The organism is Pseudomonas sp. BN102 (genome assembly GCF_029871245.1).
GTDB lineage: Bacteria > Pseudomonadota > Gammaproteobacteria > Pseudomonadales > Pseudomonadaceae > Metapseudomonas.
Genome location: NZ_SSON01000065.1, coordinates 49,967 through 61,478 on the forward strand (window position 1 = coordinate 49,967; position 11,512 = coordinate 61,478).

At 67.0% G+C, this 11,512-nt stretch carries 13 protein-coding genes; 6 read left to right on the plus strand and 7 right to left on the minus strand.

Annotation, left to right across the window (positions count from 1 at the left end; translation table 11 throughout):
• The first annotated feature begins 52 nt into the window (after nucleotides 1-52).
• The gene (locus E8F12_RS13465) at nucleotides 53-934 is read left to right on the plus strand and encodes a universal stress protein (protein ID WP_280325757.1); all 882 of its coding nucleotides are present in this window, start codon (nucleotides 53-55) and stop codon (nucleotides 932-934) included.
• Between the two features lie 26 nt (nucleotides 935-960).
• On the opposite strand, the gene E8F12_RS13470 is transcribed toward E8F12_RS13465, so the two are convergent.
• Both E8F12_RS13470 and olsB read right to left on the minus strand, forming a co-directional pair.
• Entirely contained in the window at nucleotides 961-1,731 is a 771-nt protein-coding gene (locus E8F12_RS13470) for a lysophospholipid acyltransferase family protein (RefSeq protein WP_280325758.1), read from the minus strand.
• An 8-nt stretch (nucleotides 1,732-1,739) separates the two neighbouring features.
• Nucleotides 1,740-2,510, minus strand: coding sequence for an L-ornithine N(alpha)-acyltransferase (olsB, locus tag E8F12_RS13475; RefSeq protein WP_280325759.1), 771 nt, complete (start codon nucleotides 2,508-2,510; stop codon nucleotides 1,740-1,742).
• A gap of 136 nt (nucleotides 2,511-2,646) precedes the next feature.
• Here olsB and E8F12_RS13480 point away from each other — a divergent pair, with 136 nt between their 5' ends.
• The 4 genes from E8F12_RS13480 to E8F12_RS13495 all read left to right on the plus strand — a co-directional run bounded on the left by E8F12_RS13480 (nucleotide 2,647) and on the right by E8F12_RS13495 (nucleotide 6,049).
• Entirely contained in the window at nucleotides 2,647-3,534 is an 888-nt protein-coding gene (locus E8F12_RS13480; protein ID WP_280325760.1) for an acyl-CoA dehydrogenase family protein, read from the plus strand.
• Nucleotides 3,535-3,713: 179 nt separating this feature from the next.
• Nucleotides 3,714-4,499, plus strand: a complete 786-nt coding sequence (locus E8F12_RS13485) for an MBL fold metallo-hydrolase (RefSeq protein WP_280325761.1) — start codon at nucleotides 3,714-3,716, stop codon at nucleotides 4,497-4,499.
• A 108-nt stretch (nucleotides 4,500-4,607) separates the two neighbouring features.
• Complete coding sequence (locus tag E8F12_RS13490) at nucleotides 4,608-5,720, plus strand: serine hydrolase (protein ID WP_280325762.1); 1,113 nt, start codon at nucleotides 4,608-4,610, stop codon at nucleotides 5,718-5,720.
• The gene (locus E8F12_RS13495) at nucleotides 5,717-6,049 is read left to right on the plus strand and encodes an amidase (RefSeq protein WP_280325763.1); all 333 of its coding nucleotides are present in this window, start codon (nucleotides 5,717-5,719) and stop codon (nucleotides 6,047-6,049) included. Before E8F12_RS13490 ends, E8F12_RS13495 begins: the two co-directional genes overlap by 4 nt.
• 25 nt (nucleotides 6,050-6,074) lie before the next feature.
• On the opposite strand, the gene E8F12_RS13500 is transcribed toward E8F12_RS13495, so the two are convergent.
• From E8F12_RS13500 to E8F12_RS13515, 4 genes are all read right to left on the minus strand, one after another.
• Nucleotides 6,075-6,707, minus strand: coding sequence for a PAS domain-containing protein (locus tag E8F12_RS13500; RefSeq protein ID WP_280325764.1), 633 nt, complete (start codon nucleotides 6,705-6,707; stop codon nucleotides 6,075-6,077).
• An 80-nt stretch (nucleotides 6,708-6,787) separates the two neighbouring features.
• Nucleotides 6,788-7,912, minus strand: coding sequence for an FAD-binding oxidoreductase (locus tag E8F12_RS13505; RefSeq protein ID WP_280325765.1), 1,125 nt, complete (start codon nucleotides 7,910-7,912; stop codon nucleotides 6,788-6,790).
• Nucleotides 7,913-7,920: 8 nt separating this feature from the next.
• Nucleotides 7,921-8,877, minus strand: coding sequence for an ornithine cyclodeaminase family protein (locus E8F12_RS13510; RefSeq protein WP_280325766.1), 957 nt, complete (start codon nucleotides 8,875-8,877; stop codon nucleotides 7,921-7,923).
• A gap of 180 nt (nucleotides 8,878-9,057) precedes the next feature.
• Nucleotides 9,058-9,912 (minus strand): ATPase, encoded by an 855-nt coding sequence (locus E8F12_RS13515; protein WP_280325767.1) that lies wholly within the window; start codon nucleotides 9,910-9,912, stop codon nucleotides 9,058-9,060.
• A gap of 305 nt (nucleotides 9,913-10,217) precedes the next feature.
• On the opposite strand from E8F12_RS13515, the gene E8F12_RS13520 reads away from it, so the two are divergent.
• The gene (locus tag E8F12_RS13520) at nucleotides 10,218-10,481 is read left to right on the plus strand and encodes a hypothetical protein (RefSeq protein ID WP_280325768.1); all 264 of its coding nucleotides are present in this window, start codon (nucleotides 10,218-10,220) and stop codon (nucleotides 10,479-10,481) included.
• On the opposite strand, the gene E8F12_RS13525 is transcribed toward E8F12_RS13520, so the two are convergent.
• A complete protein-coding gene (locus E8F12_RS13525) occupies nucleotides 10,478-11,467 on the minus strand; it encodes an NAD-dependent epimerase/dehydratase family protein (protein ID WP_280325769.1) in 990 nt (329 codons plus the stop codon). The two genes, E8F12_RS13520 and E8F12_RS13525, sit on opposite strands and share 4 nt — an antisense overlap.
• Nucleotides 11,468-11,512: the final 45 nt, after the last annotated feature.

Consider the following 11,512-nt stretch of genomic DNA (forward strand, 5'->3'; position numbering starts at 1 on the left):
TTCCTACACCTGCAGTGGAATGGGGTCAGAAGCCCGATTCCGGAGGTGCACGATGAAAGCGCTGATGTTGGCGACAGACCTTTCCAACCGCTCCGACCGCGCCCTGCGGCGAGCGGCTCGCCTGGCCCGGCAGTTCGACTGCCCTTGGTTCATCCTCCATGTGGTCGACGAAGACCAGCCGCAGCTGCGGATCGAGTTGGAAGTCGAGCAGGTCCGTCGCTATCTGAATGAGCAGCTGGACTTCTTCACCGAACTGGCCGGGCGTGCCCCGGAAATCTGGGTGGAAGTCGGCGACCCGGCCAAGCACATCGCCGACTGCACCCGCTTTGCCGACGTTGACCTGCTGGTGGTCGGCAGCCATCGCAAGAACCCGCTGCGCGACGTCATCGTCGGCACCACCCTGGAACGCCTGGTGCGCACCAGCCATGTGCCGGTGCTATTAGCGAACCAGGCAGCCGACGCCGACTACAAAATGCCCCTCCTGGCGCTGGACTGCTCCCCTGCTTCCGCCCAGGCCGCGCGCGTCGCCCATGAGCTGGGCCTGCTGCCCAGGGCCGGCGCCAAGGCGTTGCATGCCTTCGACCCGCTCGGCGGCGCCATGCTGCTGGCGACTGGCGCCGGAGCCGGCTCGATTCCAGGCGACTATGCGGCCGATGAGCGCCGTCGCGCCGGGGCGGCGCTGGACGAATTCCTGCTTCGCGAAGAACTGGAGGCCTTCGTCGACCAGCGCCTGGTCGAGGAAGGCCAACCGATGACGGCCCTGCGCCGGGTAGTGGAGCGTGACGCCATCGACCTGCTGGTGACGGGCACGCGCGGGCTCACGGGGATGAAACGCCTGCTGATCGGCAGCGTGGCCGACGCAGCCCTGCGCGAGCTGGGCTGCGACATCCTCACGGTGCCGCCGATCCACTGGCGGTCGAGCGGCCAGGGCTGATCGGTAATAGCGACGCTGGGGCCCCTTCAGGCCGCCAGCGCCTCTTCTTCCTCGCCGAAGAGCGCCCGTTGCACGGCGCTCTTCGCCTTCTGGCTCAACACAGTACGACTGAGGCCCTGGCTGGGGATGGGCTCGAGCAGCTGGATCTGCACCTCCGCCAGGTCACTGCGCAGCAGCCGTACCAGATGCGACAGCAGGTCGTCCTCGCCTATGAAAGGCGCGACCCCATCGCGCTCGCCATCACGCAGGTAGCGGATGGCTACCGGCTGCACCGGCACTTCGGTTTCCACCGCGCTGGTCAGCAGGCGGCTGTGGAAGGTCTTCAGCAGGCTACCGTCGGTGGTCGTGCCTTCCGGGAAGATCAGCAGGTGACGCCCCTCACCCAAGTGACGGCCGAGTTGCTGCCCCACCAGGCCGCTATCGCCCGAACCGCGGCGGATGAACAGGGTACCGGCCTTGTGCGCCAGCCAGCCGGCGACGGGCCAGGTGCGCACCTCGGCCTTGGACAGGAACGACAGCGGCGCCAAGGCGCCGAGCAGCGGGATATCGGTCCAGGACACATGGTTGCTGACCCAGAGCATCGGTTCCTCGGGCAGGCGACCGTTGATGCTGACGCGGAACGGCAAGGCGCCGGCCAGGCGGGCGAGGAACCAGCGGGTCAGGCGTTGCCGGGTGGCCATCTGGTCGCCGCGGGCGAAACGCTCCAGCAGGCCGACCCAGACCGCCAGCGAGAGGCCCAGGCCGATCACGGCGAGCAGGCGGGCGACACGCCCGTAGAAGCGCGCGGAATTCAGCATGGACAGCCTCAGACCGCGGCCTTGAAGTGACGGGCGTAGCGCGGGCAGAGCTCGTCGCGCTTGAGCAGGATGAACACGTCGGCCACCTGGAAGTCCGGGTCCCAACAGGGTTCGCCGCAGATCTTCGCGCCCAGGCGCATGTAGGCCTTGAGCAGCGGCGGCAGCTCGGCGATCACGTTGCCCGGCAATTCCAGCGCCGGCAGCGGGTTCTTCGGCTCGGCACGCAGGTGCTCGGTGCAGAGGTGGCGCTCGCGCAGGCGCTGCATGATGGCCCTGGCCTGGATGCCGCCATCCTGCATGGGAATGCTGGCGCAGCCCATCAGGTAGCTGTAGCCGCCCTGGTTCAGCACTTCGGCCAGCTCACCCCAGAGCACGGCGATGGTGGCGCCGTTGCGGTAGGTCGGGGCGACACAGGTGCGGCCGATCTCCAGTACCGGGCCCTGCAGCTCGCGAAGGCCGTGGAGGCGGAACTCCTCTTCGCTGTAGAAGCGGCCTAGGTCGCGGGCGGCCTGGTGATCGAGCAGGCGGGTGGTGGCGACCAGTTCGCCGCTGTCCAGGTCGCGCACGCCGATGTGCTGGCAGTGCGGATCGTAGTCATCCATGTCGAGACCGAACTCGGCGCCTTTCAGCTTGGCGTCGAACTCGGCGCTGAACACGGCAAAGCGCAGGGCTTGCGCCTCGCGCATCGCGGCTATGCCTTCCAGGCGCTCGGCCCGCAGGCGGCGAGGGCTCTTCCCGTGGGGTGCGACGCTGTCGCGGGTCATGGCGATCTGGGTCATGAATAAGCCTCCGTAGGCCGGCTAGATCCCGGTTGCAGCCGGACGATCTTGTTGTGCAAGCTCAGGCTAGGTAGACCCGGTGTCACCACCGTGACGGTCCCATGATGCTTGTATGACAGCCCCCAAGGAGCCTTCCATGCCCTGGCAACGCCTGCTCGAAGCCACAGCCCGCCTGCCTTCCGGCCAACCCCTGGACGATTGGTACGGCGCCCTGCTCGACCGCCTGGGCGAGGTCACGCCCTTCGAACTGGCGGTGCTCGGCGGCAAGCTGGCCCCCACGCCGGGGCTGGCCTTCCTCGCCGGTTACCAGGGCGCCCTGCGCCTGCTCTGGCCGTCGGCGCCGCTGAGCCTAGGGGCCTTGTGCGTCACCGAGAACCGCAGCGTGCGCCCGGCGGACATGCAGACCCGCCTCAGCGGTCTCAGCCTCTCTGGACGCAAGGATTTCGTCACCGCCGCCGATGCCGCCGACTGGCTTCTGGTAGCGGCCCGCGAGGAGGCTGAAGGACAACCGCCGCGCCTGGCCCTGACCGTGGTGCGCAATGGGGACCCCGGCGTGCGCATCGAAACCCTCAAGCCGCTGCCGCTGATGCCCGACGTGCCCCATGCGCGCCTGCACCTGGACGGCGCCCATTGCGAACGCCTGGCCGGCGACGGCTGGGATGCCTACGTGAAGCCCTTCCGCAGCATCGAGGACCTCCATGTGCTGAGCGCGCTCTGCGCCTGGTTCTACGGCGTGGGCCGCGACAGCGCCTGGCCTCAGGCGCTGCAGTTGCGCCTGCTGGCCCTGCTCACCGGCGCCGCGGAAGTTTGCCGCCAGTGCGCCACCGCACCCGCCATGCACCTGCTGCTGGCGGCGCTGTTCGCCGAGTTCAAGACCGTGAAGCCCGAACTGGACGCCGCCTTCGCCGCCGGCCCCGCCGAATGGGCGACTCTGTGGCAGCGCGACCAGGGCGTACTGGATATCGCCAGCGGCCCTCGCGCCAAGCGCCTGGAGAAGGCGTTGTCCGCTCTGGGAATGGCCTGACTCACCCGTAGGTTGGGCTGAGCGCAGCGAAGCCCAACGATTGCCCGCGCCGACCTTGCGTGTTGGGCTTCGCGTAGCTCAGCCCAACCTACAGTCAGACCGTGCCTCTTGACCCAGATCAGCACGCCTCTATCGGAAATGCCTTACATCTGCGCGTCGCATTTCAACTCGAGGTTTCCATGCGTCGCGAGCCCATCGTGCTGTTCGATAACGGCACCCATCAATGCCTGATGTTCGACGATCTGGTCAGCGGCGACGGCGTGCAGTCCAACCAGTTCCTGATCACCGACCATGAGCAGTACCTGCTGCTGGACCCCGGCGGCGACCTGACGTACACCCCGCTGTCGCTGGAGCTGTCCAAGCACATGCCGGTGCAGGACCTGACCTACATCTTCGCCTCCCACCAGGACCCGGACATCATCGCCTCCCTGGACAAGTGGCTGCTGCACACCCGCGCGCGGGTGATCTGCTCCAAGCTCTGGGCGCGCTTCCTGCCGCACCTGACCGCCAACTACCTGGCCATCAGCCACGGCATCTCCACCTACGACCGCATCATCGCCCTGCCGGACCGCGGCGACTCCATCACCCTCGGTCGCTGCCAGCTCAAGGCGGTGCCGGCGCACTTCCTCCACTCAGTGGGCAATTTCCAGCTCTACGACCCCGTGAGCCGCATCCTCTTCTCCGGTGACATGGGCGCCTCCCTGGTGGACGACGCCACCCCGGTGCGCGACTTCGTCAACCATGTGCCGAACATGGAGAGCTTCCACCGGCGCTACATGGCCAGCAACAAGATCTGCCGCCTTTGGGCGGAGATGGTGCGCGGCATGGACGTGGAGATGATCGTGCCGCAGCACGGCCGGCCCTTCGTGGGCAAGGAAATGATCAGCGCCTTCCTTTACTGGATCGAGAACCTGGAGTGCGGCATCGACCTGATGGGCCCGGACGACTACCGGCTGCCGCGCTGAACTGACCAATCGCGCCGAACAGCCGTAGGAGCCGGCGCGTTCGGCGCTTTTTACCGTCATGAAGCCCGTGCTAGGTTGCGCCTTTTCATAATCAGAAGAGGCCCGCCGATGCCCTCCCCGCTGCTGCGCCGACTGAGTCTGGCCCTAGCCTTCTGCGCTGGCCTGGCCCAGGCCGAAACCTGGCCCGCCGCCGACTGGCAGCAGGGCGACAAGCCCGCCGGCGCTGTCGTGCATGCCTTCGAGGCCTATGCCTTTCCCCCGCGCGACGACGCCGGGCGCAAGGGCGTGCGCAGCGATGCGGTGGTGGTGATCCGCGACGGCGAACTCATCTACGAACACTACGCTGGGCCAACCCGCGCCGAGACGCCGCACCTGAGCTGGTCGGTGAGCAAGAGCCTGCTCGCCAGCGTCCTCGGCGTCGCCTATGGCGAGAGCCGATTCAAGCTGGACGAGCCGGCGGCACGCTACTACCCGGCCTTCGCCGGCCATCCCAACGTCCAGCTGGACCATCTGCTGCACTGGGCCTCGGGCCTGGCCTGGCAGGAGGACTATGAGTACGCGCCGCTGAAGTCCTCGGTAGTGGCCATGCTCTACACCCGCGGCCGCGGCGACATGGCCGCCTTCGCCGCCGAGCACCCGCTGGACGCCGTGCCCGGCAAACGTTTCCGCTACTCGAGCGGCGACACCAATGTGCTCTCCGCCGCCCTCCGCGGCATGATGGGCGAGCAGGCCTACGCGGACTATCCCTGGACCGCGTTGTTCGAACCCCTGGGCATCCGCTCGGCGGTGTGGGAAGCCGATGCGGCCGGCACCTACGTGGGCTCCTCCTACAGCTACCTGACCGCCCGTGACCTGGCCCGCGTCGGCCTTCTGATGCAGCGCGGCGGCCGCTGGGGTGATCGCCAGCTGCTGCCGACGGACTGGGTGGCCTTCAACCGCACCCCCTTCTCCGACTACCAGCCCGATCCGACCAAGCCGGGCGACGCCGTACCCGGCGGCCATTGGTGGCTGAACGCTCAGGTGCGGGGCGCCGCCAAGCCCTGGCCAGATGCGCCGGAAGACGCCTTCGCCGCGCTTGGGCACTGGGGCCAGGCGCTCTATGTGCTGCCCAGCGAGAAGCTGGTGATCGTGCGCTACGCCGATGATCGCGATGGCAGCTACCGCCACAACGACTTCCTCAAGCTGGCCCTGGCCGCGTTCGCCCCGGAGGTGCAGCCATGATCGCCCGCCGCCCCGCTCTCAGCCTGCTGGTACTGGCCCTGATCCTGCTTGCCGGCCTCGCCTGGCAGAACCGCGCCCACCTGGCCGCCTTCCCCGGCATCATCAGCGCCTACACCGCCAAGGAGTACTGCTCCTGCCGATATGTGATGGGCAATGAGGCCGACTATTGCCAGGGCTATGTGAAGCAGTACGTGCCCACCAGCGGCTTCCTCGACGACGCCGAACGCAAGCGCGTGACCGCCAGCGGCCTCGGCCGCAGCAACACCGCCGCATGGGTCGGCCCGCACCAGGGTTGCCGATTGATGCCGGAGGCCGACAACACCCCCTGAGTGGTTCTGTGTTACGAGAGCCTCGTCAGACCGACTCTTCCTTGAGTTCCTTGAGGTGCTTGTAGACGGTGGCGCGGCCCATGTTGAGGACGTTGGCCACGTAGTTGGCGGCGCTCTTGCCCTTGAAGGCGCCTTCGGCGTGCAGGGCCAGGACCAGTTCGCGCTTGTGTTCGCGGGTCAGCAGGTTGAGGCCGAGCTGACGCTGGCGCAGCCAGTTGTGCAGGAAGGTGTTGATGCGCTCCTGCCAGTCGTCGCGGAACAGGGCGTCGGGCTGGGGGATGAGCTTGCTGGAGGACAGGAAGAGGTCCAGCGCGGCCTTGGCCGCTTCGAACATGGAGATATTCAGGTTGACGCAGAGCACGGCCATCGGCGCGCCCTGGGCGTCGCGCAGCACGGTGCTCATCGAGCGGATCTTCTGGCCGTCCCAGTTGAGCTTCTCGTAGGGGCCGATGTTCCGCTCGCCCACCTCTTCGCCGAGCAGGTCCTCCAGCGCGGCGTCGTCGCCTATGCAGCGCTTGGAGATGTTGTTGGCGATGTAGTCGATCTTCTGCGTGCGCAGGTCGTGCAACACCACCTCGGCGTGGGGGAAGAACAGGGTGGCGATGGCATCGGCGATGGCCCGGTAATTGTCCAGGACTGGATCTGGGCGGGGCGTCATGAGGGCGGCTCCTGGAGCAGAAGAATCAGCGCCGGGCGTAGGCACCGGCGCTGCGAGTTTGGCGCAAAGCACCTGCGTCGTCACCCCAGCCGCACGGGGGAAAGCATGGCCTCGTTCAGGCCGAAGCGGGTGAGGTGCTCCGGCAGCGGCTGGTGCAGGATCAGGCAGGCGCTGGCCTCGCCCATGGCGGCGGAGGTCTGAATGCCGTAGCCGCCCTGCCCCGCGACCCAGTAGAAGCCCGGTGTGCGCGGGTCGTAGCCGGAGACCAGGTCGCCATCGGGGAAGAAGGAGCGCAGCCCGGCCCACACCCGCGCGGGGCGGCGGATGCTCATGCTGGTGTGCTCTTCGATCTGATAGATGCCCAGCGCGATATCCAGCTCTTCGGGCTGCACGTCATGGGACTCCACCGGATCGGCATTGGCCGGCGATCCCAGCAGCATGCCGGCGTCGGGCTTGAAGTAGAAGGATTCGTCCAGGCTCACCAGCGCCGGCCACTGGTGCACATCCACACCTTCCGGCGGCGCGAAGATAAAGGCGGCGCGGCGCTTGGGCTGCAGGCCCAGGGGGCGAACACCAGCCAGGCCGGCGAGTTGATCGCACCAGGCGCCGGCGGAATTGACCAGCACCGGCGCCTGGAATACGCCCTGGCTGGTGCTGACCTGCCATTGCTCGCCCTGGCGCTGGATGGCGGTGACTTCGCAGCTGAGCTGTACCTGTCCACCGTTGCGACGAATGCCGCGCAGGTATCCCTGGTGCAGGGCGTCGGTGTCGATGTCGGCGGCGCTGGGATCGAGCATGGCGCCCTGGACCTTGTCGCGGCGCAGTACCGGCACCAGCGCGCAGGCTTCATCGGCGCTAAGCATCTGCATGTTGGCCACACTTTCGAGGGCGCTGTCGAACTGGCGTTGCAGCTCTTCGGGGTCGCCGGTGAAGTCCACCACCATCTCGCCGCGCGGGGTGAGCAGCGGGTGTTCGCTGAATCCCTCCGGAGGCGCGTCGAAGAATGCGCGGCTGGCGGCGGTCAGGGCGCGTACCTGGGGCGTGCCGTAGGCCACGGTATAGAGTGCGGCGGAGCGCCCGGTGGAGTGGTAGCCGGCGTGCTCTTCGCGTTCCAGCACCAGCACGCGACCGTGGCGCGACAGCCAGTAACCGGTGGAGGCGCCGGCGATTCCGGCGCCGATGATGATGAAGTCAGCCTGGTTCATGGAATGCCTCACTGTCCTTGGCGCAGCAGTTGATAGAGGGCGTTGGCCAGGGCCATGTCTTCCAGGCCGAGACCGATGGAGCGGAAGAATACCGGACGGCGGTAGTCCGGGCGCGGGGCGCTGCCGCTGACCAGTCCGGGCAAGTCGCCACGGATGGCCTCTCGGCTCCAGCCGTGGCGTTCGGCGGCCAGCACCATCTCACCGGCTGAGCCCGGCGTAGTGGCGCGGTAGTCGCAATAGACATCCATCTCGCCCAGGGCCTCGGGCGGGACTTCATGGGCGCGCGGGGCGTTGGTGCTGATGGAGGTGACCAGCGCCGGCCTGGCCAGGCTGCGCGGGTCCAGCACCGGGCCGGCGGAAGAGGTGCAAAGCATCACCACGTCTGCATCGTTCACCGCTGTTTCCAGGCTGGAGGCGATCTCGACGCGCGGGTCCTGGGCGCGCAACTGGGCCTGGGTCTCGGCATCCGCGACGAGGGCTGGCGAGAAGACGGCGATGCGCTGCCAGTCGCGCAGGCCTTTCACGTAATGCAGGTGGGCGCGGGCCACCGGGCCGCTGCCAATCACGGCGAGGGTGCGCGCCTGCTCGGGTGCCAGGACCTCGACCGCCACGGCCGTGGTGGCGGCGGTGCGGGCGGTGGTTAGCTCGCCGGCATCGCAAAGCAGCAGCGGCTGGCCGCTGTCCATGGACATCAACAGGGTCCAGGCGGTGACCAGGGCGTCATCGGGCGTCTTGATATAGGGCGAGGTCTTGACCCCGTAGACATGCTCCTTGGCCAGCACGCCGAGGTAGTTGATGAAGTCGCCGGCGGCGTGGGGAAACTCCACCAGTTGCTGGGCCGGCTGCAGGGCTTCGCCTGCGGCGAGGTCCAGAAACATGCGGCGCATGGCCTGATGCACGTCCACCTGCTGGAGCAGACGGCGGGCTTCGGCGTGCTGGATGATGAGAGGCGGGGTGCTGGACATGGAGACGCTCCCTGGGCAGGAAATAAACAATATGTCCATCTTGGACTTTACAGTACAGAGCCGCAAGGGCCGGGCGTCCGCATGTACGGGAATGGCGCCTGGGTGTAAGGCAGGCTGGCCCATAACGAAAAAGCCCCCGGGCCATCACAGCCTGGGGGCTTCTCGTCCAGCCTCGATACCTCAGCGCATGTCGAGCTGCTGCTGCAGGTTCTGCATCTGGCTCTGCAGGGTGCTGATGTTGCGGGTCATCTGGGCGCGGAAGGCGTCGAATTCGGCGGTGTTGGTGCTGGCCGCCGGGCGATTGTCCAGTTCGCTGCGCAGCACCAGCAGGTCCTGCTCCAGGCTCCGGATCGCCTGATTCGGATTGCCCTGCTTCTTCAGCGCCTCGATATCACTAGCCAGCCCCTTCAGACGGCTGTCGAACTGGGCGATGTCGCCTTGGCCGGCCTTCAATCTGGCCTGCTCGGCAGCCAGGCCATCGATCTTGCCGCCCAGTCCGTCGAGCTTGCCGCCCAGCTGGCTGGCAGCGCCCTGCTGGGCCTTGAGGTCGGTGGCCAACTGGTCGACGCGCTTGCCCTGGCTACCCAATTGCGCGCTGGCGTTCTGCTGTTGTTTGCCCAGCTCGGCCACCCTGGCCTGCAGCTGCTTGATCTGCAGCTTCATGGACTCGCTGCCGCTGGTGACATTGGATTCGGTGGCCACCACCTTGCCGCTGATATCCTGGATGCGGCCGGCGGCCTCTTCGCTGATACGGGCAAAGCTTTCCTGGGTCGCTACCAGTTGCTGCTCCATCAGGTTGATCTGCTGGAAGCTCCACCAGCCCAGGCCACAAAGGGCGACCAGGAGCGCCACCACCAGCGCCCAGAGCGGACCGGTGCTGACATTGCGGACTTTGGGGGCGACCGTGGCATAGCCGTTGCCGTTGTGCCGCAACACGGGCTCGGGAGCCGGGTGATGGCCGAACTCGTCGCGATCGCGGGAATCGGTGGTCAAGCTGGGAACGTCATCCACTTCGTCGAGAGCATCGTTGCGCATTGGGGAACCTTTGGAGAGAAAACAGAACCGCTGATGGCCGGCAGTATACCGGTTCGCACGGCGCTCTTCAGCGTCGCGCCAAGGCGGTGCGGGTTGCACCGGACGGGAGCGATACCTCTCGATTGACCTCGCTGAAGCCCAGCGGTTCCGGGGGTCAGAGCTTGGTACGAGGCTTGCTAGCCAGTTGCCAGCCCCGGTACGGGGCCATGCCAGGAAGACACAAGGCGGAGCATTTGGCTCCGGCAAGCTCCGAGCCCTTCAGGACGAAGGGAACGGTGCGCTCTTCGACCATGGGGGAAGAAGGAGTGGAACTGACCAAGGCTGTGCTGGATTGCATGCAGTCCCTGCGGCGCCAGCTGCGTGACGAACAGGCTGTGGATATCCGCCTCAGCCAGCCCGACGCCATCCTGTCCATGCTCAACGCCTGCGCCGGGTCGCAGTGCGATGCGACCCGCGAGCTGGGCGAGCACCTCAGCACCTTGACCGGCGTGCGCCTGAAACCGCCGGTGCTCAGCGAAGAGGAACTGGTGCGCAAGTACACCCAGTACGCCGGTCCCCTGCGCGGCTAAGGATTCTGTGCGCCCCACCAGGCACAGAACTCGTCCAGCGCCGTCCAGACGCTCACCTGCGGGTCGTAGTCCAGGTACTGTCGCGCGCGGCTGATATCCAGGGAGAAGTCCTTGGCCATCACCGCCACGGCCAGGCGGTAGAGCGAAGGCTCCGGCCGTCCGGGCAGCAGCTTGCAGGCCGACTCGTTGAGCAATGCGGCAGTGTAGGCCAGCCCATAGGGGACGTGTCGGGTCACCTGGGGCTCGCCGAGTTTGCGAAACACGTAGTTGATCACGTCCCAGATCGGCACCGGCCGGCCATTGCTGATGTTGTAGACCTGCCCCAGCGCCGGGCTGGCGGCCAGCAGCCCGCTGAAGAGAGCGTCGTTGAGGTTCTGCACGCTGGTGAAGTCGACCTTGTTCAGGCCGTTGCCGATGATCTTCAGGCGGCCCTTGCGCTGCATGGCGATCAGCCGCGGGAAGATGCTGGTATCGCCGGCGCCGGTGACGAAGCGCGGGCGAAAGGCCATGACTTCGAGGCCGAACTCCGCCGCCGCGAAGACCTTCTGCTCGGCCAGGTACTTGGTCGCGCCGTAGTGATCGGAAAAGCGCTTGGGCACCTGTTCCTCAGTCACGCCGACATGGGAATTGCCGTCGAAATAGATGGAAGGCGACGACAAGTGCAGCAGGCGTCGCACTCGCTGCTTCAGGCAGGCTTCGACCACATTTTCGGTGACCTGCACATTAGCCTGGTGGAAGTGCTCGTACTTGCCCCACACGCCCACGGCTCCGGCGCAATGCACCACGGCTTCGACATCCTGGCAGAGGCGCTGCGTCAGCTCGGGATCGGACAGGTCGCCCTGGACGAAGTCGGCGCCACGCTTCACCAGATGCTCCACCCCCTCGGGACGGCGGCCGTTGACGCGCACGGCCAGCCCCTGCTCCAGGGCGAAGCGGGCGAAACGCCCACCGATGAACCCACTCGCCCCCGTCACCAGAATCTTCATCAATAGCCCCTCGGTACGCCTCGTGATGCCCGCGACTCTAGCAGC

Coding starts and splice junctions, on each gene's coding strand:
- E8F12_RS13465 (WP_280325757.1), top strand. CDS start 53: ATGAAAGCGCTGATGTTGGCGACAGACCTTTCCAACCGCTCCGACCGC.
- E8F12_RS13525 (WP_280325769.1), bottom strand. CDS start 11,467: ATGAAGATTCTGGTGACGGGGGCGAGTGGGTTCATCGGTGGGCGTTTC.
- E8F12_RS13500 (WP_280325764.1), bottom strand. CDS start 6,707: ATGACGCCCCGCCCAGATCCAGTCCTGGACAATTACCGGGCCATCGCC.
- E8F12_RS13495 (WP_280325763.1), top strand. CDS start 5,717: ATGATCGCCCGCCGCCCCGCTCTCAGCCTGCTGGTACTGGCCCTGATC.
- olsB (WP_280325759.1), bottom strand. CDS start 2,510: ATGACCCAGATCGCCATGACCCGCGACAGCGTCGCACCCCACGGGAAG.
- E8F12_RS13505 (WP_280325765.1), bottom strand. CDS start 7,912: ATGAACCAGGCTGACTTCATCATCATCGGCGCCGGAATCGCCGGCGCC.
- E8F12_RS13510 (WP_280325766.1), bottom strand. CDS start 8,877: ATGTCCAGCACCCCGCCTCTCATCATCCAGCACGCCGAAGCCCGCCGT.
- E8F12_RS13490 (WP_280325762.1), top strand. CDS start 4,608: ATGCCCTCCCCGCTGCTGCGCCGACTGAGTCTGGCCCTAGCCTTCTGC.
- E8F12_RS13480 (WP_280325760.1), top strand. CDS start 2,647: ATGCCCTGGCAACGCCTGCTCGAAGCCACAGCCCGCCTGCCTTCCGGC.
- E8F12_RS13485 (WP_280325761.1), top strand. CDS start 3,714: ATGCGTCGCGAGCCCATCGTGCTGTTCGATAACGGCACCCATCAATGC.
- E8F12_RS13515 (WP_280325767.1), bottom strand. CDS start 9,912: ATGCGCAACGATGCTCTCGACGAAGTGGATGACGTTCCCAGCTTGACC.
- E8F12_RS13470 (WP_280325758.1), bottom strand. CDS start 1,731: ATGCTGAATTCCGCGCGCTTCTACGGGCGTGTCGCCCGCCTGCTCGCC.